19 protein-coding genes are annotated in these 21,608 nt (G+C 71.6%); 10 read left to right on the plus strand and 9 right to left on the minus strand.

Translation table 11 applies throughout. The features are described 5' to 3' along the window. Positions 1-176 precede the first annotated feature (176 nt). Positions 177-1,943 (plus strand): hypothetical protein, encoded by a 1,767-nt coding sequence (locus tag ACIOC0_RS15345; protein ID WP_402155470.1) that lies wholly within the window; start codon positions 177-179, stop codon positions 1,941-1,943. Between the two features lie 89 nt (positions 1,944-2,032). On the opposite strand, the gene ACIOC0_RS15350 is transcribed toward ACIOC0_RS15345, so the two are convergent. Continuing rightward, positions 2,033-3,835, minus strand: a complete 1,803-nt coding sequence (locus tag ACIOC0_RS15350) for a bifunctional metallophosphatase/5'-nucleotidase (protein WP_402155471.1) — start codon at positions 3,833-3,835, stop codon at positions 2,033-2,035. A gap of 334 nt (positions 3,836-4,169) precedes the next feature. On the opposite strand from ACIOC0_RS15350, the gene mshD reads away from it, so the two are divergent. Next, on the plus strand, positions 4,170-5,096 hold the full coding sequence (gene mshD / locus ACIOC0_RS15355; protein WP_402155472.1) for a mycothiol synthase: 927 nt from the start codon (positions 4,170-4,172) through the stop codon (positions 5,094-5,096). A 61-nt stretch (positions 5,097-5,157) separates the two neighbouring features. On the opposite strand, the gene ACIOC0_RS15360 is transcribed toward mshD, so the two are convergent. From ACIOC0_RS15360 to ACIOC0_RS15380, 5 genes are all read right to left on the minus strand, one after another. Then, a complete protein-coding gene (locus ACIOC0_RS15360; protein WP_402155473.1) occupies positions 5,158-5,748 on the minus strand; it encodes an ABC transporter in 591 nt (196 codons plus the stop codon). A 98-nt stretch (positions 5,749-5,846) separates the two neighbouring features. Beyond that, on the minus strand, positions 5,847-7,418 hold the full coding sequence (locus tag ACIOC0_RS15365; protein ID WP_402155474.1) for an ABC transporter permease: 1,572 nt from the start codon (positions 7,416-7,418) through the stop codon (positions 5,847-5,849). Continuing rightward, complete coding sequence (locus ACIOC0_RS15370; RefSeq protein ID WP_402155475.1) at positions 7,415-8,317, minus strand: ABC transporter ATP-binding protein; 903 nt, start codon at positions 8,315-8,317, stop codon at positions 7,415-7,417. The genes ACIOC0_RS15365 and ACIOC0_RS15370 overlap by 4 nt, the downstream gene beginning before the upstream one ends. A gap of 145 nt (positions 8,318-8,462) precedes the next feature. Further along, complete coding sequence (locus tag ACIOC0_RS15375; protein ID WP_402155476.1) at positions 8,463-9,299, minus strand: zf-HC2 domain-containing protein; 837 nt, start codon at positions 9,297-9,299, stop codon at positions 8,463-8,465. Further along, complete coding sequence (locus ACIOC0_RS15380; RefSeq protein ID WP_130441786.1) at positions 9,296-9,847, minus strand: RNA polymerase sigma factor; 552 nt, start codon at positions 9,845-9,847, stop codon at positions 9,296-9,298. The genes ACIOC0_RS15375 and ACIOC0_RS15380 overlap by 4 nt, the downstream gene beginning before the upstream one ends. A 533-nt stretch (positions 9,848-10,380) precedes the next feature. Here ACIOC0_RS15380 and ACIOC0_RS15385 point away from each other — a divergent pair. The 7 genes from ACIOC0_RS15385 to pstB all read left to right on the plus strand — a co-directional run bounded on the left by ACIOC0_RS15385 (position 10,381) and on the right by pstB (position 18,899). Continuing rightward, complete coding sequence (locus ACIOC0_RS15385; RefSeq protein ID WP_402155477.1) at positions 10,381-12,603, plus strand: RNA degradosome polyphosphate kinase; 2,223 nt, start codon at positions 10,381-10,383, stop codon at positions 12,601-12,603. After that, entirely contained in the window at positions 12,584-13,795 is a 1,212-nt protein-coding gene (locus tag ACIOC0_RS15390) for a CHAD domain-containing protein (RefSeq protein ID WP_402155478.1), read from the plus strand. The genes ACIOC0_RS15385 and ACIOC0_RS15390 overlap by 20 nt, the downstream gene beginning before the upstream one ends. Positions 13,796-13,959: 164 nt before the next feature. Then, entirely contained in the window at positions 13,960-14,379 is a 420-nt protein-coding gene (locus ACIOC0_RS15395; RefSeq protein ID WP_402155479.1) for an NUDIX hydrolase, read from the plus strand. A gap of 295 nt (positions 14,380-14,674) precedes the next feature. Further along, complete coding sequence (gene pstS / locus ACIOC0_RS15400) at positions 14,675-15,802, plus strand: phosphate ABC transporter substrate-binding protein PstS (RefSeq protein ID WP_402155480.1); 1,128 nt, start codon at positions 14,675-14,677, stop codon at positions 15,800-15,802. 134 nt (positions 15,803-15,936) lie between these two features. After that, on the plus strand, positions 15,937-17,001 hold the full coding sequence (pstC, locus tag ACIOC0_RS15405) for a phosphate ABC transporter permease subunit PstC (RefSeq protein WP_402155481.1): 1,065 nt from the start codon (positions 15,937-15,939) through the stop codon (positions 16,999-17,001). Beyond that, complete coding sequence (gene pstA, locus ACIOC0_RS15410; protein WP_402155482.1) at positions 16,998-18,047, plus strand: phosphate ABC transporter permease PstA; 1,050 nt, start codon at positions 16,998-17,000, stop codon at positions 18,045-18,047. Before pstC ends, pstA begins: the two co-directional genes overlap by 4 nt. A gap of 75 nt (positions 18,048-18,122) precedes the next feature. Next, entirely contained in the window at positions 18,123-18,899 is a 777-nt protein-coding gene (gene pstB, locus ACIOC0_RS15415; protein WP_130441772.1) for a phosphate ABC transporter ATP-binding protein PstB, read from the plus strand. Between the two features lie 128 nt (positions 18,900-19,027). On the opposite strand, the gene ACIOC0_RS15420 is transcribed toward pstB, so the two are convergent. Together ACIOC0_RS15420 and ACIOC0_RS15425 are read right to left on the minus strand one after the other, a co-directional pair. Then, positions 19,028-20,026, minus strand: coding sequence for an anion permease (locus ACIOC0_RS15420; RefSeq protein ID WP_402155483.1), 999 nt, complete (start codon positions 20,024-20,026; stop codon positions 19,028-19,030). A gap of 7 nt (positions 20,027-20,033) precedes the next feature. Beyond that, positions 20,034-20,654 (minus strand): DUF47 domain-containing protein, encoded by a 621-nt coding sequence (locus tag ACIOC0_RS15425; RefSeq protein ID WP_402155484.1) that lies wholly within the window; start codon positions 20,652-20,654, stop codon positions 20,034-20,036. 213 nt (positions 20,655-20,867) lie between these two features. Here ACIOC0_RS15425 and ACIOC0_RS15430 point away from each other — a divergent pair, with 213 nt between their 5' ends. Then, positions 20,868-21,257 (plus strand): metal-sensitive transcriptional regulator, encoded by a 390-nt coding sequence (locus ACIOC0_RS15430; RefSeq protein WP_402155485.1) that lies wholly within the window; start codon positions 20,868-20,870, stop codon positions 21,255-21,257. 30 nt (positions 21,258-21,287) lie between these two features. Here ACIOC0_RS15430 and ACIOC0_RS15435 read toward each other — a convergent pair whose 3' ends face one another. Beyond that, positions 21,288-21,452 (minus strand): hypothetical protein, encoded by a 165-nt coding sequence (locus tag ACIOC0_RS15435; protein WP_165430427.1) that lies wholly within the window; start codon positions 21,450-21,452, stop codon positions 21,288-21,290. Positions 21,453-21,608: the final 156 nt, after the last annotated feature.

The following is a 21,608-nucleotide window of genomic DNA, read 5'->3' on the forward strand; positions in this document are numbered from 1 at the left end:
CGACGGCTGACGTTCGGGTGGGGCATGAGGGGAACCCGGGGAGCCTGATTTGCCGTCATCTCTCTTGGGGGCCCTCATCTCTGACGGCCCCGATGGCCCGCGCTTCGCCGGGGCCCGGCTTTTCACGTTCGCGGCGGCTGATGTCCCCTGCCCGGCCGCTCATCATGGAGACACAGTTGAAGACATCCCCGTCCGTGGAGACGGCCGTGCCGTCCCAGGTCGATGAGGCCTCTGAGGCCGAACGGGACGCGACAGCGTCGGCCGGTCGCCGTGCGGTCAAGGAGCGTTCGCGGGCGCTCGCCCGTCGTTGGTGGCCGGCTGTCGCCGAGTGCGTGGTCGCCGTGGCGATGGCGTTGGGGTTCACGTACTGGGGTGTGACAGTCGCCAACAGCCCGGTCACTCGGGTGGGGCAGGTCAGCGGGCTGTCGAACCTTCAGTTCCGGCTCGCGCTGCTCGTGTTGGTGGTCCTCGCCGTGGTGGGCTGGGCGACCGTGCGCGGGAGCGAGCGGGTGCGGGCGGTCACGGTCCGGCTCGCAGCCGCGGCCGTCGCGGGGCTGAGCACCGGATTCATCGGCGCGGGTCAGGTGTTCGCCCTGCGCGGGACCCCCTGGCCCCTCAACGGACCCTACGGCGACAACAACCGCATCCTCGGCTGGGCGGAAGAGATCCTGCACACCGGCTCGATGGACGCGTTCTATCCGCCTGCCGTGCCCTACATACTCGGGTACGCGGCCAAGGCCGGATTCCTGGGCGGGCAGCCGGCCTTCGGGTTGAAGTGGCTGTTCATCGCGTTCGTCGCGCTGACCGGGCCGGTCGCCTACCTCGCCTGGCGGTCGTGCCTGCGGCCGCTGCCGGCGCTCGCCGTCGGCCTGCTGCCCGCGCTCCAGCAGACGCTGCCGCACAAGCCGTACAGCCCCTTCGTCCTCGTCGCCCTCGTGCCGCTCATCGCGAAGCTGCTGCTGTGGCTGCGCGCCTCGCCCCGCTTCACCACCCGCGGGACCGCGGGGCGCGGCGCGTTCCTGGGCGTCGTCTTCGGGCTGCTCTTCCTCGTCTACTCCGGCTGGCACGTGTGGTCCCTGCCCGGCGTGCTCGTCGCCGTCCTCTTCTTCTACCCCTGGCAGACCGGACGGCTGCGAGGTCTCCTCTTCCTCGGCGGTTCGCTGGCCGGGTTCCTGCTCGTCGCGGGCCCGTATCTGCGGGTGCTGCTCGGCGCGACCGGCACCCGCGACCAGTGGTGCTCCGGCTACACCCTCACCGAGCCCGCCTACATCGGCACCACCCCGCTCAGCAGCCGGGCCTGGGACGAACCCGGCGAGTACCCGGGCTTCGGGGAGTTCGCCGGACTGCACACCTACGCCGTGATCGTCCTGATCGGACTCGGCGTCGCCGTCGCCCTCGGGCTGCGCAAGGCCGTGGTCGTCGCGCCGCTCGCCTGCTTCGCGAGCGCCTGGTTCATCCGGTTCTGGCTGGCCGGGCACATGGAGGCGGACCAGCAGGTCCAGCTCTTCCCCCGCACCATGATCGTGATCCAGGTGACGCTCACCGCGCTGACGGTGCTGGCCTGCGTGTTCGCGGTGCGAAAGCTCAAGCCGCTGGTGCGTGCCCTGCCGGGCGGGACGACGCGCGGGCAGCGGCAGTTCACCGCCGTGGGCGCGCTGCTCGCGCTGGCGCTCGCCGGCGGCATGATCGGCTCGTTCTTCAGCAACCAGTACCTGCCGACCGCGCCGGGCGAGAAGCTCGCGGGCACGCTCGCCTGGCAGGCCCACCAGTTCCGCAAGCCCGACGGCGCCTGCCCCAAGTACGCCGACCGGCACAGGTGCCAGGCCTACCCCGAGCGCACGTACGTCGAGGCGCCCGAGCCGGTCGAGAAGATGGTCTGCGAGTACCCCTGGCGCAAGGAGAACGCCGACGGTTCGATCCGCCTGCTGCTGACCCAGGGCTGAGCGGGGCCGAAGAGACGGGTGGGGCCTGTTCCGTACGCGCATCGCGTACGGAACAGGCCCCGTGTGCTTGCCGGTCGACCGGCCTCGGGCTACTTCACGATGGTGATCCGGGTCGCGGCCGGGGGCGCGATCGGGTTCGTGGCCGAGGAGTTGGCGGTCATGTACTGCTCGAGAGCCGTCAGGTCGTCGGCGCCGACGACGTCACCGGTGCCGAGGCCCAGCGTGGGGAAGCCGTCGCCGCCGCCCGCGAGGAAGCTGTTGGTGGCGACGCGGTAGCCGGCGGCCGGGTCGATGGGCGCGCCGTTCAGCCTGATGGAGTCCGTGACGACCCGGTCGGCGCCGGTCTTCGTCAGGTCCAGCGTGTACGTCAGGTTGGCGGACGGCTGGAGGATCTTCGGCGCGCTCGCGTTCGAGCCGCTCACCTGCTCCTTGAGCACCTGGATCAGCTGGGCGCCGGTGAAGTTCTGCAGGTTCACGGTGTTGGAGAACGGCTGCACGGTGAAGCCCTCGGCGTACGTCACCACGCCGTCGCCCTCCGCGCCCTTGGCCGCGTAGGTGATGCCCGCCCGGACGCCGCCGGGGTTCATCAGCGCCAGGTCGGTGTCGGCGTCGAGCTTCTTGCCGTACCAGAGCTGCGCGTCAGCGATGAGGTCGCCCATCGGGGACTCGGTGCCCGTGTTGGGGACGTCACCGGAGACGTAGCCGATCGGGCGGTTGCCGATGGGGGCCGCCAGGGTGTTCCACTTGGAGATCAGCTCGGTCATGTCGGGGGCCTTGGGGACCGTCCGGGTGACCACGTGGTTCGCGGACTTGACCGCCGTGCGGGCGATGTCACCCGTGACACGGTCGTAGGTCAGCGTGGTGTCCGTGTAGAGGCGGCCGAAGGACGCGGCCGAGGTGACGGTCCGCGGCCGGCCCGCCGGGTCGTTGATCGTGCACGCGTACGCGGCGTGGGTGTGACCCGTCACCAGCGCGTCCACCTCGGGCGTGACGTTCTCCGCGATGTCGACGATGGGGCCGGAGATCCCGTCGCCCGCGCCCGGCGAGTCGCAGTTGTAGTTGTACGCGGTGGAGGCCGGCAGGCCGCCCTCGTGGATCAGCGCCACGATCGACTTCACGCCCTGGCTCTGCAGCTCCTTGGCGTACTTGTTGATCGTCTCGACCTCGTCCGTGAACTTCAGGCCCTTGACGCCCTCGGCGGAGACCACGCCCGGCGTGTCCTCCAGGGTCACGCCGATGAAGCCGATCTTGACGCCGTGCTCCTTCCACACCCAGTACGGCTTCAGGATCGGGTTGCCGGTCTTCTCGTCCTGCACGTTCGCCGCGAGGTAGGGGAAGTCGGCGCCCTGGAACCTCTCGTCCGTGTAGCAGCCGTCGGTCGGGTGACAGCCGCCCTTCTGCAGCCGGCGGAGTTCCTTCGCGCCCTCGTCGAACTCGTGGTTGCCGACGGAGGTGACGTCCAGCTGAAGCTTGTTCAGCGCCTCGATGGTGGGCTCGTCGTGGAACAGGCCCGAGATCAGCGGGGAGGCGCCGACCATGTCGCCGCCGGCCGCGGTGATGGAGTAGCGGTTGCCCTTGCGCGCCTCGCGCAGGTGCGTGGCGAGGTACTCGACGCCGCCCGCGTCGATCGTCTTCGTGGTGCCGTCCGCCTGGACCTCCGTGACCCGGCCGGAGGAGCCGGACGGCGGTTCCAGGTTGCCGTGCAGGTCGTTGAAGGACAGCAGCTGGACGTCCTGGTAGCGGTCGTCCTGCTTGCCGGAGGCCTTGGCGTCGTGGGCGTCGGCCGGCATCGCCGCGGCCAGGGCGCCGGCGGTGGCGAGAGCGGCGGCCGCGGCGACCAGACGGGACGTACGGCGTCTGCGGCTCGGATACGACTGGGAAGTGGCTGGCATGCGCCCCCCTGTGTGTCGGCGATGGTGTCGGGGTCCTCCGGGCCGGGCGGCCCTGAGAGGCGTATGAGGGGTCCTCGGACCCCGGAGACAAGCGGCCCCGTCGGGCCGCAGCCTAAGGTCAACGCGCGTAGCGCGACAGGGGGTTCAGGTCACATCCTGATTTCCCTTTGCCCGCGGCCCTGGCCATGCCCCTGCCTTCGGCCGGCTCTCGCCCTCTCCTCGGCTTGGCTGGTTCCCGTCCTCGACCCGCATTCCGCAGCACGTTCGCCCACGCTCTCCCCGTCGCCGTCGCTTTTCCCCGGCACGCCGATGAGAACCCCTTACCCTCGTACGCATGACCAGCGACGACGCCGCACGGACCTACGGCTCCCGATCCATCGAGACCCATTCCGCGCTCTCCCCCAAGCAGACCGAGGCCGTCCTCGACCTGCTCGCGGAGGCCGCCCGGAACGACGGCCAGCAGGCTGTGTCCGAGCAGGGCCGGCTGCAGTTGCGCGGCGGCCCCCGGGACGGCGTCTGTCATCTGCTGCTCACCGTCGGCGACGAACTCGTCGGCTACGCCCAGTTGGAGGACACCGACCCCGTCGAAGCACCGGCCTCCGAACTCGTCGTCCACCCCTCCCACCGCGGGCACGGGCACGGCCGCGCGCTCGGCTCCGCCCTCCTCGCCGCCTCCGGCAAGCGACTGCGCGTCTGGGCCCACGGCGGCCACCCCGCCGCCCGGCACCTCGCCCAGGTCCTCGGACTGACCCTCTTCCGCGAACTGCGGCAGATGCGAAGGCCTTTGACCGGCCTGGACCTGCCCGACCCGGTGCTGCCCGAGGGCGTGCACATCCGGACCTTCGTCCCCGGGCAGGACGACGGCGCGTGGCTCGCCGTCAACTCCGCCGCGTTCGCCCACCATCCCGAGCAGGGCTCGCTCACCCAGCGCGACCTCGACGACCGCCAGTCCGAGCCGTGGTTCGACCCGGCGGGCTTCTTCCTCGCCTTCCAGGGCGAGCGGCTCGTCGGCTTCCACTGGACGAAGGTCCACGCCGAGGAACAGCTCGGCGAGGTGTACGTCCTCGGTGTGGCGCCCGGCGCGCAGGGCGGGGGGCTCGGCAAGTCCCTCACCACGATCGGCCTCCGCCATCTCGCGGGGCAGGGCCTGCCCACGGCGATGCTGTACGTCGACGCCGACAACAAGGCGGCGGTCTCGGTCTACGAGCGGCTGGGATTCGTCACCCATGAGACGGACCTCATGTACCGCACGGAGACCTGAGAGCGCAGCAGGTCTCCCGGAGCGCCGGGCGCCCCTGAACGCGCCCTGCATGGTGAGCCTTTCACCGGCGTCTCAACGGCTCCGGCGTGCACAGGGCCGCCGACGCCAGCATCACTGCCAGCACCGCCGCCCACCGCGTCTGCGTCTCCTCCCACCACGACTGACCGGGCAGCGCCAACAGGCCCCAGCGCGCCGGGACGAGCGCCGTGAGCACAGCGGCCGCGCCGAGGCACAGTGCCGTGCCCTTGCCCACTTCGGCCCGGTCGGAGAAGCGGATCGCGGCCGAGGCGAGGGCGACGGCGGCGACAGCCGTGGCCGCTGCCTCCAGAGTGACCGGCCCGAGCGGTGGGCGGGCGGACGCGGGGACGGCGAGCAGGACCGCCGTCCACCACAGCGCCGCGAGCGGCGCGGCCATGGCCAGGCGCAGGCCGGCTCTCAGCGGGCGGCCCAGCGGGGTCGTCGCGGTGGTGTGACGGGCGGGGTCGTCCAGCAGGAACGCCAGCCCGACCGCGCCGGTCAGGGCGATGAGCCGCAGCAGCATCAGCCCGCCCTCCTCGCCCGGCGCCTCGGCCGGCCAGCGTGTGCTCGCCGCGAGCAGCAGTCCCGTGCCGCCCGCCGCTGCCGGCGCCCGCCGGGGGAGGGACCGCCACACGGGTGGCAGGAGAGCCCGGAGCTGGTCCCGGATGACAATCGTGCGCCTCTCGGGCCGGCCCGCCCTCTCCCCACCGACCGCCCCTCGCCTCGCTCTTCCTACTCCTCGCACTGCTCGGCTCCCTTCGGCGCGGCGACGCCCAGCAGCTCCGCCGCCTCGGCCGTGGTGGTCTGGGCGGACGTCAGCTTCCGCCAGTTCGCCTTCACCCGGGGTGAGATCTCCGCTCCTGGGCGGGCCAGGAGTTCCTGAATGACCGTCGTCTGCTGCTCCGTCAGGGACAGGCCCTCCGTGGGGGCCAGCACCTGTGCCGGGCCGCTGTCGCTGTCGTCCAGGCGCACGTTTCTGAAGGTCGCCCGGGGAGTGGGATCGGCGGCCAGGACCAGCCACATGACGGTGATCCCGCGCGCGCCGCACAGGCCGTGCATCGTCGCGCCCTCCGTGCCCGCGACGAGCACCGTGGCGACCCCCACCGGGAACTCGGGGACGCGGTTGCCGCCCCAGCGGGTGCCGACCGTCACCTCGCCCGGCGTGCCGGAGGGGGTCAGCGTGGTGTCCGCCTCGATGTCCCCGGTGGCGTCTATGCGCTGCCGTACGGTCAGCGAGGTGTCCGCGGCTGTCCCACCGGCGGAGGACCGCACCCTCTCGACGACCTCGGCCCAGTCGTCACGCACGTTCTCCCAGTCGGGGAAGGAGCAGTACGTCGAACCGCCGGCCGTGGTGCACGTCTGGACCTTCTGCGGTGACGTGGACGCCGTCCGCCGGGCTGCCTCCAGCGCCGCCGTGTCGCGCAGGGCCTGGCCGAGCGCTCCCGCCACCGTGGCCGCCAGGGCGAGGGCGGTGACCGCCTTGAGTGCGCCGCTGCGACCACCGGACCGCAGCAGCGCCGCACAGGCCAGCACGGCGCACAGGCCCAGGACGTAGAGGGCGTGCCAGCCGGCGGGCCGGCCCAGCAGATCGGCGGGGACCGGGTCGCCGCCTGCGTTGCCGGAGAACAGGACCGGTGACAGCCGGCCCAGCCCCTCGCCGTCGGCCCCGGCCGCGGCGGAGGCGATGACGACGAGCAGGTACGCGGCGACCACGAACAGTATGGGCGCGAACGGCGTGGGCACGACCCTGGCCAGCACGACACCGAGGACACCGGCCAGCAGGACGGTCAGGGGGCCCACGGCCAGCTCACCGAGCGAGCCGTGCCCGATCGCGCCGGGCTTGAGCGCCTCCCGGGCGAAGCGGACGCCGACGGCGACCGCCGTGAGTGCCGCGAACGGCAGCACCGACAGCAGATGGGCGAGATCGCGCCGCCAGGGCTCCATCGCAAGCGTGTCGAACTGCTGGACCGTGCCGTGCTTGCGGGAGCGCAAGGCGGCCGCATTGGTGCAGACCAGCAGCGCGAGGGCGAGCAGCAGGGGCGCCGACTGCGTGTCGCGGTCGACGGTGTGGAGGACGGGGTAGTCGTCCATGCCGTCGTAGTGCATCAGCTGCACGGCGACGACACCGGCGTAGAGCGCGAGGAAGACCAGCACCGGAATCTGCAGCAGCAGTTCGCGGGTCTCGAAGCGGGCCAGGGCGAGGACCGCGCCGGCCCGGCGGCGGCCGGAGTACGGCGGCCGGGCGTGCGGCGGTCCGGGGTGGGTGGCGGTGCCGCCGCCGGCCGGGTCGGCCGTGACGCTCATGCCCGCACCTCCCGGTCCGTGCCGTCGAGGACGAGCAGATAGCCGTCCTCCAGGGTGGGTTCGAGGAGGTCGGCGCCTTCGGGCGGATCGCCGACGTTGCGGAAGGAGCCGGCGCCGGTGCGCCAGCCGGCCAGGGCACCCGGGTCGCGCTCGGGGCTGCTCCAGACCCGGCCCGCGGCACGGGCGGTGAGCTCGGCCGGGGTGCCCTCGAAGCGGATCCGGCCGTGGGCGAGTACCAGGACCCGGTGGCACAGCATCGCCACGTCCTCCGTCTGATGCGTGGACAACAGCACCGTGCGCCCCTCGCCGGCCGCGGCGATCAGTTCCCGGAATCTCATGCGCTGTTCCGGGTCCAGCCCGACGGTCGGCTCGTCCAGGACGAGGAAGCCGGGGTCGCCGACGAGCGCGGCGGCCAGCGCCACACGCTGCCGCATGCCTCCGGACAGCCGCTTGATGCGCTTGCTGCGCACATGGGAGAGGTCGACGGCCTCCAGGACGCGCCGCACCTCGCGGTGCCGGGCGGCGCGGTCGGTCAGCTCCTTGAGGATCGCCACGTAGTCGACGAAGTCGAAGGCCGTGAAGTCCGGGTGGAAGCCGGGGCTCTGCGGCAGATAGCCGAGCGCGCGACGCAGGTCCACGCGACCGGCCGTCGTGCGGGGATCGTGGCCCAGGGCCGTGAACTCGCCTCGGTCGGGCGGCAGCGCCGTCGCCAGCACCCGCAACAGAGTGGTCTTGCCCGCGCCGTTCGGACCGAGCAGCCCGGTGACGCCCCGGGTGAGCCGCAGGGATACGCCGTCGAGGGCGTGCGTGCCGCCGTAGCGCAGGGAGAGACCGGTGGCCGTCACGGTGGCGGAGGGCACGGAGGGCGTGGCGGCCGGCGTGGCCGGGACGGTGGTCATGCGGAGCTCCTGGAGGTCCGGTCGCGGAACGGGGAGGGAATCTGAGGGCGCGGGCGGGGCTGAGGGGCGTGCGCCGGGGCCTGTGTGCGGGGCAACGCTTGGGCGGGGTCCCACGCGGGCACGTGGGCTTCGGCCGGGCGCGGTGTCATTCGGCGCCTCCGCCGGGGAAGCCGCCGAGGGGACGGGCGTCGAAGCGGTCACGGCTCTGGTGGAGCAGCAGGCCGGCGAGGACGGCGACCGCCGCCGCGGCCGACTGCCCGTACACCGTGAAGGGCGCGAGCGTCTCCCGGCTGTACTGCTCCGCCACCACCAGCAGGGTCACCCAGGAGCCGGCGACCAGGGCGGGCGCCAGGACCGGCCCCAGTCTCGGGGTCAGCGCCAGCCCCGTGGCGGTGAGCGCGAGCGCCGGCAGCAGCCAGGTCAGGGCCAGCAGTCCGTACCCCGGCAGGGCGAGCGTCGCCAGGCCGTTGAAGGCCAGGCCCGTGGTCAGCACCGCGACCGTCCGGATCATCAGCAGCCGGAAGCCGTGCATCGGGGCGACGACGGCCATCTCGAACGTCGGGTCGAGGCCCGGCCCGTAGGACAGGGCGACCCCGGCGAGCGGCAGCAGCGGCGCGAGCGCGAGGAACAGGGCGGGACGGTCCACCGTGTGCACCGCGAGGACCGTTATGACCAGCAAGGACATCACGGCAAGCAGCCAGGAGCGGCGCAGCACCGGCGTCGCGCTGAGCAGCCGGGCGGTGTGGTCGGCCACGCCGAGCCGCACCAGCAGCCGCTCGAACAGCCCCGGCCGCGGTGCGTCCAGCTCGGCGTCCAGCCGCTCCCAGCCCGCGTCCAGCGCGACGGGGTCGACGGCCGCTCTCAGCCGGGACCGGCACTCCCCGCACCCCGCGAGGTGCGTGTCGGCGGACCAGAGCAGGGGCGGCGCCAGCTCACCGGTCGCGTACGCGCGAATATCGTCTTCCGCCACATGCCATGTCATGCCAGCGCCTCCCGCAGTTGCTTGCGGGCCCGCTGTGCCCGCGTCTTGACCGTGCCTGCGGGGATGCCGAGCAGCACGGCCGCCTCCCGCGTGGTGAGTCCGTCGATGACGGTGGCCTGGAGGACCGCCCGCAGCTCCGGGGAGAGACGGGTGAGGGCCCCGGCGAGATCTCCGTGCTCCACCCCCGCGAGCACGCGCTCCTCCGCCGACGCCTCGTCGCGGTGGCGCAGCTTGGACAGCGCCTGCCGAAGCCGCCCGCGCGCGCCGTCGCCCCGCATGGCGTCCACCAGCCGGCGGGCGCCGATGCGCCACAGCCAGCCGGCCGCGTCCCCGGAAGGACCCTCCTCCCGGTAGCGGGCGGCGCCCCGCCACACTGCGAGGAACGTCTCCTGGACGACGTCGTCGACTATCCCGGCGTCGGCGCAGCGGCCGCGCATGCGCGCGGTCAGCCACGGCGCGTACCGCCGGTACAGCTCCTCGAAGGCGTGACGGTCCCCGTCTGCCGCGATGGCCCGCAGCAGCTCCCCGTCGCTTCTCGTTTCGCTCACATCCCCTCATCGGTCGAGCCCCGCCGATCGGTTCACGCCCCGGCCCGCGAATTTTTCCGCCACCGGCCCACGCCGGCCGGCACCCCGGAACCGCACCGGCCCGACGGCCTCCGGCAGCCCGGCCCGACCGTCCGACACCGGGCCCACCCGAACCGTCGGACACCGGCCCACCCGAGCCGCCCGGCACCGGCACACCCCACCCGCTCGACACCAGCCCCCGCCCGACACACCGGCCCACCCCCCGCAAGACAGCCCCGTAAGACAAACCCAGTCCCACCCACCCCACCCCCGCGAGCCGCCCCCAGATATCCCGTACGCCATGTCTCCGTAACCGTCGGTTCAGACAGGCTTGCGAGGCTCGGGCAATGGAACCCGTCGTGCCCGCGCCGGCGCCGCGCTCCGAGTCGTCGCGGCCCCCCGAGGTGCTCCCCCTCCACGGAAGCCACCGCACAAGCCCCAGCGGAAGTGACATCGCGCCCCCCGCCGTCCGTTCCGACGCGCCTGTCCCGGCTCTGACGCGGAACAATGGGTTCATGAGGCAGAACACCCAGGCACAGCACGAGCAGCCGTCCGTCGGTTCCATAGCCGCGCACCGCCCGCACACGGTGGCCGCCGCGGTCTCCGACCTGGAACGCGACATCGACGCCGATCTCGACGCCTACGAAGAGGCACAGGCCGACGGGGCCCTGTTGCCTCAGGGGCGCTTCCTCGACCGGGAGCGCAGCTGGCTCGCGTTCAACGAGCGCGTTCTGGAACTCGCCGAGGACCCGAACACGCCGCTGCTGGAGCGGGCGAACTTCCTCGCCATCTTCGCGAGCAACCTCGACGAGTTCTTCATGGTCCGGGTGGCCGGTCTCAAGCGCCGTATCGCCACCGGCGTGGCCACCCGCTCCGCCTCCGGCCTCCAGCCGCGCGAGGTGCTGGAGATGATCTGGGCGCGCTCGCGCGAACTGATGGCCCGGCACGCCGCGACATACCACGAGGACATCGCGCCCGCCCTCGCGGAGGAGGGCATCCACCTGGTCCGCTGGAGCGAGCTGACGGAGAAGGAGGGCGCCCGCCTCTTCACGCTGTTCCGGCACCAGATCTTCCCGGTCCTGACCCCCCTCGCGGTCGACCCGGCGCACCCCTTCCCGTACATCTCGGGTCTCTCGCTCAACCTCGCGGTCGTCGTCCGCAACCCTGTCAGCGGCCACAAGCACTTCGCGCGTGTGAAGGTGCCGCCGCTGCTGTCCCGCTTCCTGGAGAGCTCCCCCGGCCGCTACGTCCCCATCGAGGACGTCATCGGCGCGCACCTGGAGGAGCTGTTCCCGGGCATGGAGGTGCTGGAGCACCACGCCTTCCGCCTCACCCGCAACGAGGACCTCGAGGTCGAGGAGGACGACGCCGAGAACCTGCTCCAGGCGCTGGAGAAGGAACTCATGCGGCGCCGTTTCGGGCCGCCGGTGCGCCTGGAGGTGGAGGAGTCCATCGACCGCGAGGTCCTGGACCTCCTCGTCCGCGAGCTGAAGATCAGCGAGGCGGAGGTCTACCCGCTGCCCGGCCCGCTGGACCTCACCGGCCTCTTCCGCATCCACGGCCTCGACCGGCCCGAACTGAAGTACAAGAAGTTCATCGCCGGCACCCACCGCGACCTCGCCGAGGTGGAGTCCGCGAGCCCGCCGGACATCTTCGGCGCGCTGCGCAACCGGGACGTGCTCCTGCATCACCCCTACGACAGCTTCTCCACCTCCGTGCAGGCCTTCCTGGAGCAGGCCGCCGCCGACCCGGACGTCCTCGCGATCAAGCAGACCCTGTACCGGACCTCCGGCGACTCCCCGATAGTCGACGCCCTCATCGACGCCGCCGAGTCCGGCAAGCAGGTCCTCGTCCTGGTGGAGATCAAGGCCCGCTTCGACGAGCACGCCAACATCAAGTGGGCGCGCAAACTGGAGGAGGCCGGCTGTCACGTCGTCTACGGCCTGGTCGGCCTGAAGACGCACTGCAAGCTGTCCCTGGTGGTCCGCCAGGAGGGTGAGACGCTACGGCGCTACAGCCACGTCGGCACCGGCAACTACCACCCGAAGACGGCCCGGCTGTACGAGGACCTCGGCCTGCTCACCGCCGACCAGCAGGTCGGCGCGGACCTCTCCGACCTGTTCAACCGGCTCTCCGGCTACTCCCGCCGCGAGACCTACCGCCGACTGCTCGTCGCCCCCAAGTCGCTGCGCGACGGGCTGGTCTCCCGGATCACCAAGGAGATCCAGCACCACCGCGCCGGACGGCCCGCGTACGTCCGCATCAAGGTCAACTCCATGGTGGACGAGGCGATCATCGACGCCCTCTACCGGGCGTCCCAGGCGGGCGTGCCGGTCGACGTCTGGGTGCGCGGCATCTGCGCGGTACGGCCCGGGGTGCCCGGCCTGTCGGACAACATCCGCGTCCGCTCGATCCTCGGCCGCTTCCTCGAGCACTCCCGGGTGTTCGCCTTCGGCAACGGCGGCGAGCCCGAGGTGTGGTTCGGCAGCGCCGACATGATGCACCGCAACCTCGACCGCCGTATCGAGGCGCTGGTCAGGGTCACCGACCCGGCTCACCGGGCCGCGCTCAACCGGATGCTGGAGACCGGCATGTCGGACGGGACCGCGTCCTGGCACCTGGGCCCGGACGGCGAGTGGACCCGCCACTCGACCGACGCGGACGGCCAGCCCCTGCGCAACGTCCAGGAGATGCTCATAGACGCCCGGAGGCGCCGGCGTGGCACAGCGACACCATGAACTGACGGACTCCACGGCCGCGCCCGGCACGGAGGACGCCCTGACGGGCTACCTCCGGGCGCAGGCCGTGGAGTTCCTCCGCGCCCTGCGCCTGCACCAGGAGAGCGGCGGCGCACCGTACGGCGGCGGGGGCGCCGCCGGCCGTGCGCAGCCACGCACGGGAGGAGCAGGGCACTCGCCCGACGCGGCGCGCGCCCTGCGCCGCGCCGCCCGCCGCATCAGCGGCACCCTGCACACCTTCCGTCCGCTCCTCGATCCCGGCTGGTCGGAGCAGATCCGCCCCGAACTCTCCTGGCTGTCGGGCACGCTGGCGCAGGAACACGCCTGCGAAGCCCGCCTGGAGCGCCTCCTCCTGGCCCTCCACCGCCTCTCGGGCACGTCCCCGACGCCCCCCACACCCCCTGTGCCGTCGTCGGCCCCGGCACGGCATCCCGCAGACCTGACCGAGGCGGCGCCCGCCGGCGCCCCCACCCCCACGAGCCCGGCCCGCCCCACGGCCACGGTCACCGCCGTCACGGCAGCAGCCACCCTCACCTCCCCCCACCCCCCGCTCCCCGACCGCGCCCATCTCACCGTCGGGGCGGTGAAGGCCGGCGCCCTGCTCGACCGGCAGCTGAACCTCGCCCGCACCCGCGCGCACTCCGCCGCCCTCCAGGCCCTGGGCAGCTCCCGTTTCCACGCCGTCGCGGACCAGGTGGCCGTGCTCGCCAGCGAGGTCCCGCTCGCGCCCGCCGCCGTGGACGCCGGCCTGCGGTCCTTCGCGGCCGCCGCCGAGGAACGCCTCACGGACGCCGTCGCCGCGCTCCCCCTCGTCACCGCGGGCCACCCCTACAACGCGGAAGCCCTGGTGCACGGCCTCTCCCCGGACCCCGCCCCGCACCCGCAGGACACCCCCTGGCACCAGGTCCGGCTGCTGCTGCGCCTGCACCGGTACGCCCTGGAGGTGCTGCACAACGGCGACCACGTCCCCGTCGACGCACGGCTGCTCGCCGCCGGCGAGGCCCTCGACCGGCACCGCGACGCGGCGGAGGCCGCTGCCGCCGCCGCTCAGGCGGCCCGCACACCGAGGATCGCCCCGGCGACCGCGTACGCGCTCGGCGTGCTCCACGCCGACCAGCGGCACGAGGTGGAGGCGGCCCGGTATGCCTTCCAGCGTTCGTGGCAGAAGCAGACCGTCGGCACCAGCACCTAGCCGAGCGCCTCGGAGAGGAGCCCCCCACCGTGCGGGAGACCCCACCCCACGACCTCCCACCCCACGACCTCCCACCCCACGACCTCCCGCCCCGCGACCTCCCGCCCCGCGGACCGCACGACCGACCGGCTCACGACCTCCCACCCCGTCAGGAGGCGGCGACCGTGCCCGTTCCCCGACCCTCCGTCCAGGCCGCGGGCTGTGTCCTGTGGCGCCGTTCGCCGATCGGCGGTGAGCTGGAGATATGTCTGGTTCACCGACCGAAGTACGACGACTGGTCGCACCCGAAGGGCAAGCTGAAACGCGACGAGGGCCCCCTGTCGGGCGCCGTGCGCGAGGTGGGTGAGGAGACCGGTTACACGGCGCTGCCGGGAGCCCGGCTGCCCACCGTGCGCTATCTCGCGCAGGGCCGTCCCAAGGAGGTCCACTACTGGGCGGCCGAGGCGACGGGCGGCTGTTTCACCAGCAACGACGAGGTCGACCGCATCCTGTGGCTGCCCCCGGCGGCGGCCCGCGACCGCCTCACCCAGCCGAGGGACCGCACCCTCGTGGACGCCCTGCTGACCGCCCTGCACCTCGCATAGCGCGGCCCGGAAGATCACGCCGCACCGGGACTCCCCCCGGGCCCCAGCCGTATCCCGCCCACCCCGTGTCCGCCCCGTGTCCTGGACGTGAGCGTTCCGTCACCTCGGCCGCGCCTAACCAGGCCGACCACAGGGGTTCACCCCCCGTTCATTCACGCCCATCGGCGCCTTCACCTGTTCTGCCTAATTTCGGCCTTACCCGGTGCGGCGCGCGCCCTCACGGACGCCGACGGACCACCGAACTTTCGCACGCCGCCGAATTCAGGACGGCGGCTCCTGGAAGGATCTCCCTCAAGTGAAGCTTCAGCGCATGAACCGGCGGGCCCTCTCCCTCGGTGCTCTCGCCGTCTCCGGCGCCCTGGCCCTCACGGCGTGCGGCTCCGACGACACCGGCTCCGGCACGAACGGTGGCAGCTCCCCCGCGGCGGCGGCGAGCGATGTCAAGTGCGACGACGCCAAGGGTCAGCTGCTCGCCGACGGCTCGTCCGCGCAGAAGAACGCGATCGACGCCTGGGTCAAGAACTTCACGCAGGCCTGCAAGGGGGTCCAGGTCAACTACAAGGGCTCCGGCTCCGGTGCCGGCGTCACCGCGTTCACGCAGGGCCAGGTCGCCTTCGCCGGCTCCGACTCCGCGCTGAAGCCCGAGAACGTCACCGCCTCCAAGCAGGTCTGCTCCGGCGGCCAGGGCATCGACCTGCCGATGGTCGGCGGCCCGATCGCCGTGGCGTACAACCTCTCCGGCGTCGAGGACCTCGTCCTGGACGCCCCGACGATCGCCAAGATCTTCAACGGCAAGATCACCAACTGGAACGACCCGGCGATCAAGAAGCTCAACCCCAGCGCCAGCCTGCCCGACCTGAAGATCCAGCCGTACCACCGCTCGGACGAGTCCGGCACCACGGACAACTTCACCAAGTACCTGATCGCCACCGCCAAGAGCGACTGGCCGTACGAGGGCGGCAAGGCCTGGCAGGCCAAGGGCGGCCAATCCGCGTCCGGCTCCTCCGGCGTCGCCCAGGGCGTGAAGCAGACCAACGGCGCGATCGGCTACATGGAGCTGTCGTACGCCAAGGACGGTCTGGGCACGGTCGCCATCAACACCGGCGCCGCGGCCCCGGTCAAGGCCTCCTCCGACGGCGCCACCAAGGCCATCGCCGACGCCAAGGTCGTCGGCACCGGCAGCGACCTCGCGCTGAAGATCAACTACGCGACCAAGTCCGAGGGCGCCTACCCGATCACGCTGGTCACGTACGAGATCGTCTGCGACAAGGGCAACAAGGCCGCGACTCTGCCCGCCACGAAGGCGTTCCTGCGCTACATCGCCAGCGAGCAGGGTCAGGGCATCCTCTCGGGCATCGACTACGCGCCCATCCCCGAAGCCGTCATCACCAAGGTCCGCTCCACCGTCGAGGGCCTGAGCTGATCCGTGGTGCGGTCCGGCGCCGGGGCGACCCGGTCCGGACCGCACCGTCCGGTGCACCGCCGCCAGGGGCCGTCCACACTCCCGGCCCCGCCCGAGCCGCCCACCCCGAGCGGCTCCGCAGACCGGAGAACCCCATGGACATATCGACGAAGAAGTCACAGAACCCAGCCGAGCCGCCGCCCCCACCGTCCTCACGGGGCGGACCGGGCGACCCGATCGCGCCGCACACGCCGGGCGCCCCCGGCACGGCCGAGCTGAAGCGCGCCGCCCGCGGCGCCACCCGGCCCGGCGACCGGATCTTCCTCACCCTCACCCGCGGGTCGGGCATCCTGCTGCTGGCGATCATGGCGGCGATCGCGGTCTTCCTGACCTACCGCGCCTCCCTCGCCATCAGCAAGGACGAGGCGAACTTCCTCACCGCGTTCGAGTGGAACACCAACCTGATCCCGCCGAAGTTCGGCATCGCCGTGCTCGCCTTCGGCACCGTGGTCTCGTCGGTCGTCGCGATGGTCCTCGCGGTGCCCGTCGCGGTCGCCATCGCGCTGTTCATCACCCACTACGCCCCGCGCCGGCTCAGCGGCCCGATCGCCTACGTGGTCGACCTGCTCGCCGCCGTGCCGTCCATCGTCTACGGCCTGTGGGGCGCGCTGATCCTCGTACCGCACCTGGACGGCCTGTTCGGCTGGCTCGACGACTACCTGGGCTGGACCGGGATCTTCTCCTGGGACCAGGGCGCCCCGCGCTCCATGCTCACCGTCGGCATCCTGCTCGCCATCATGATCCTGCCGATCATCACCAACGTCAGCCGCGAGGTCTTCCGCCAGGTGCCGCAGATGCACCAGGAAGCCGCCCTGGCCCTCGGCGCCACCCGCTGGGAGGTGGTCCGCATGGCGGTGCTGCCCTTCGGCCGCTCCGGAGTGATCTCCGCCTCCATGCTCGGCCTCGGCCGCGCCCTCGGCGAGACGATGGCCGTCGCCACCGTGCTCTCCCCGGACTTCGACATCCACGCCAGCCTGCTCAACCCCGGCGGCGGCACCTTCGCCCAGAACATCGCCAGCAAGTTCAACGAGGCGACCGAGTTCGGCCGTGACGCGCTCATCGCGTCGGGCCTGGTCCTGTTCGTCATCACCCTGCTGGTCAACGGCGCGGCCCGCGCGATCATCGCCCGCCGCAAGGAGTACTCGGGGGCCAACGCATGAGCAACGCCGTTCTCGACAAGCGTCCCGGCAGCCTGCGCGGCGCCACCCTGCCCAAGTGGACCTCGCCGGCCGTCGCCGCCGGTTCCGTCGCCCTGGCCGTGGGCATCGGCCTCGCCGCCGGACTGCACAGCCGCATCCAGTGGGGCCTGATCGCCGGCCTGCTCTTCCTGCTCGGCACGTACGGCGTCGCCGCGCGCGTGGAGGGCCGCCGCCAGGCGAAGGACCGCATCGCGACCGCGCTCGTCTGGGTCGCCTTCCTCCTCGCCGTGGTGCCGCTCGCGTCCCTGATCTGGGCGACCGTGCAGCGCGGCCTGAAGGTCCTGGACGTCTACTTCCTGACCCACTCCATGGGCGTCGTCGCCGACTCCGAGCCGGGCGGCGGCATCTACCACGCCATCCTCGGCAGCCTGGAGCAGGTCGGCCTCGCCACCCTGATCGGTGCCCCGATCGGCGTGCTCACCGCGATCTACCTGGTGGAGTACGGGCGCGGCAGCCTCGCCCGGGCCGTCACCTTCTTCGTGGACGTCATGACGGGCATCCCGTCGATCGTCGCCGGCCTGTTCATCCTCAGCCTGATGCTGATGTTCGACATGCAGCCCTTCGGCTTCGCCGGCTCGCTCGCCCTGGCCATCCTGATGATGCCGGTGGTGGTCCGCTCCACCGAGGAGATGCTCAAGCTCGTCCCGAACGAGCTGCGCGAGGCCTCCCTCGCCCTCGGCGTCCCGAAGTGGCGCACCATCCTGAAGGTGGTCGTCCCGACCTCCATCGGCGGCATCATCACCGGCGTCATGCTGTCGGTGGCCCGTATCGCGGGCGAGACGGCGCCCGTGCTGCTCCTGGTCTTCGGCAACCCGTTCATCAACGCCAACCCCTTCGAGGGCGCGCAGGCGTCGCTGCCGCTGTACATCTACCAGCAGTACTCGCAGAGCGCGGGCTCCCAGGCGGCGTACGACCGTGCCTGGGCGGCGTCGCTCACGCTGATCGCCTTCGTGATGATCCTGAACCTGGTGGCCCGCGGCCTCGCCCGTTGGAAGGCCCCCCGATGACCCTGTGCGGCATCAGCCGAGTAACCGGTCGCCGACGCGGCCGCAGCGACCGAGACTGGAAGTGAAGCAGTAGCCATGGCCAAGCGAATCGACGTCAGCGGACTGACCGCGTACTACGGCTCCCACAAGGCGATCGAGGACATCTCGATGACGGTCGAGCCGCGCTCGGTGACGGCCTTCATCGGCCCCTCCGGTTGCGGCAAGTCGACGTTCCTGCGCACGCTCAACCGCATGCACGAGGTGACGTCCGGCGGACGCGTCGAGGGGAAGGTCCTCCTGGACGACGAGGACCTGTACGGCGCGGGCGTGGACCCGGTGTCGGTGCGGCGGGAGGTCGGCATGGTCTTCCAGCGCCCGAACCCCTTCCCCACGATGTCCATCTTCGACAACGTGGCGGCGGGCCTGCGCCTGAACGGCGAGCACAAGAAGTCCGAGCTGCCGGACATCGTGGAGAAGTCCCTCAAGGGCGCGAACCTGTGGAACGAGGTGAAGGACCGCCTGAACAAGCCCGGCTCGGGCCTGTCCGGCGGTCAGCAGCAGCGGCTGTGCATCGCCCGCGCGATCGCGGTCGAGCCGAACGTCCTGCTGATGGACGAGCCCTGCTCCGCCCTGGACCCCATCTCGACGCTCGCCATCGAGGACCTGATCAGCGAGCTGAAGGAGCGGTTCACGATCGTCATCGTGACGCACAACATGCAGCAGGCGGCCCGCGTCTCCGACCGCACGGCCTTCTTCAACCTGGCCGCGGTCGGCCAGCCCGGCCGGCTGATCGAGCTCGACGAGACGGAGCGCATCTTCTCCAACCCGTCGGTCCAGGCCACCGAGGACTACATCTCCGGCCGCTTCGGCTGAGCCGGCCGGACCGAGCCCCTCGCGGTGCTGCATGGCGGTGCCACCGTGAGGCCGAAGGCCCGCCCCCCTGGCTTCCGGGGGGGCGGGCCTTGTCCGTGTCCGCGTGTCTGCGCGTGTGTTCCGAGTTCCTAGAGGAACGCCAGGTTCACGAGCCAGAACGCCATCGCCGCGACGGCCGCCGCAGCGGGCATCGTGATGAACCAGCCGAGGACGATGTTCTTGGCGACGCCCCAGCGCACGGCGTTGACCCTCTTGGTCGCGCCCACGCCCATGATCGCCGAGGTGATGACATGGGTCGTCGAGATCGGCGCCTTGAACAGGAACGCCGTGGTGAACATGATCGACGCGCCGGTGGTCTCGGCGGCGAAGCCCTGCGGCGGGTCCAGCTCGATGATCTTCCGGCCGAGCGTGCGCATGATGCGCCAGCCGCCCGCGTAGGTGCCCAGCGACAGCATCACCGCGCACACGATCTTGACCCAGACCGGGATCGGGTCGCCGTAGCTCTCCACATCGGCGATGACCAGCGCCATCACCACGATGCCCATCGTCTTCTGGGCGTCCTGGAGACCGTGTCCGAGCGCCATGCCGGCCGCAGACACGGTCTGCGCTATGCGGAAGCCCCGCTTGGCCTTGTGGGGGTTGGCCTTCCGGAAGATCCACAGGATCGCCGTCATCACCAGGTAGCCGACGATCAGGCCCACGACCGGCGACAGGAACATGGGGATGACGACCTTCTCCAGCACCCCGTCCCAGTACACCGTCGTCCCGCCCGCGAGCGCGGCGCCCACCATGCCGCCGAACAGCGCGTGCGACGACGACGACGGCAGCCCGAAGTACCAGGTGACGAGGTTCCACGTGATCGCGCCGACCAGCGCCGCGAAGAGGATGCCCATCCCCTTCGAGCCCTGAGGGGTCTCGATGAGCCCCTCACTGACGGTCTTGGCGACGCCGGAGCCCAGGAAGGCGCCTGCGAGGTTCATCACGGCGGCCATGGCGAGCGCCGCACGCGGGGTCAGGGCGCGGGTGGAGACCGACGTGGCGATGGCGTTCGCCGAGTCGTGGAAGCCGTTGGTGTACGTGAAGAAGAGCGCGACGCCGATGGTCGCGACCAGCGCGAAGGTGTCCATGAAAGGTTCAGGACTCCTTGACGGCGATGGTCTCCACCGTGTTCGCCACGTGCTCGAACGCGTCCGCCGCCTCTTCCAGCACGTCCACGATCTGCTTGAGCTTCAGGACCTCCATGGCGTCGAACTTGCCGTTGAAGAGGTGCGCCAGCAGCTTGCGGTGGATCTGGTCGGCCTGGTTCTCCAGCCGGTTGACCTCGATCCAGTACTCGGTGAGGTTCGCCATGGTGCGCAGGTTCGGCATGGCCTCGGCGGTCAGCTCCGCCGCCCGCGCCAGCACCTCGATCTGCTGCTCGACGCCCTTGGGCAGTTCCTCGACGTTGTAGAGGACGACCAGGTCGACGGCCTCCTCCATGAAGTCCATGATGTCGTCGAGCGACGAGGCGAGGGAGTAGATGTCCTCGCGGTCGAACGGCGTGATGAACGAGGAGTTGAGCTGGTGGAAGATCGCGTGGGTGGCGTCGTCACCGGCGTGTTCCGCGGCCCGCATCCGCTCTGCGATCTCGGCCCGGCCGGCGGTGTCCGCCCCGAGCAGTTCCATCAGGAGCTTCGAGCCCGTGACGATGTTGTCCGCGGACGCGGCGAACATGTCGTAGAAGCTCGTCTCCCTGGGGGTCAGACGAAAGCGCACGTGGGGTCCTCAGGATGCATCGGTTTCGGTCAGGCTGATGCTAGGCGCATCATCCGGCCACGACTAATGGGCCGTCCCCCAGTGTCACCCATCATGCGGGGAGACCGGCAGCGGGGCTGCCGAGCGGTCCGGTCCACCGGCCGTCCTGTGCGACGGCCACAGGCGCTCCTACCCGCCGAAGTTCGGTACCATATACCCAGGAGGGGTATCTGCATGGAGGACGCGATGGACGCCACGCACGCGACGGACGCGACGGACGCGACGACCGCCGTCGGGACCGGCGCCGAGGCGCCGACCGCCGCGCCCGGGGCGGCCCCGGCCGTGCACGGGTACCACAAGCAGAAGGACGAGCACCTCAAGCGCCTGCGCCGCATCGAGGGCCAGATCAGGGGCCTGCAGCGGATGGTCGACGAGGACACCTACTGCATCGACATACTCACGCAGGTCTCCGCCTCCACCAAGGCCCTACAGTCCTTCGCCCTCCAGCTCTTGGAGGAGCACCTGAGGCACTGCGTCGCGGACGCGGCCCTCAGGGGCGGCGACGAGATCGACGCGAAGGTCGAGGAGGCCACGAAGGCCATCGCCCGCCTGCTGCGGACCTGAGCTGTGGTGAACGCCTCCCCGTGAGCGGGCTCACCCTGTGGCGTTCCGCTCCTCGCCGACGCGCAGCACCTCGTCGATGCTCTCCATGCTGAGCCGCTCCCCGGCCTCCGAGGCCGCGATGATCAGCTCGCCGCACAGTTCGATCTCGGCGAGGGCCTCGTGGTCCTGAACCGCCGTACCGCCGACCGGAGCCACGCGCATCACCTCGTCTCTGCCGTCACCGGCTCCCTAGGATGCGTCACGAAAGCGGCGTCGTCCGCCCGGAGCGCGGGGCAGGCGAGTATTTCGCGACACGCCCTAGCGTAGGGAGGGGCGCACGCCCCGCGCATGGCACGGACGGGCTAGTTCTTG

The organism is Streptomyces sp. NPDC088254 (genome assembly GCF_044740925.1).
GTDB lineage: Bacteria > Actinomycetota > Actinomycetes > Streptomycetales > Streptomycetaceae > Streptomyces.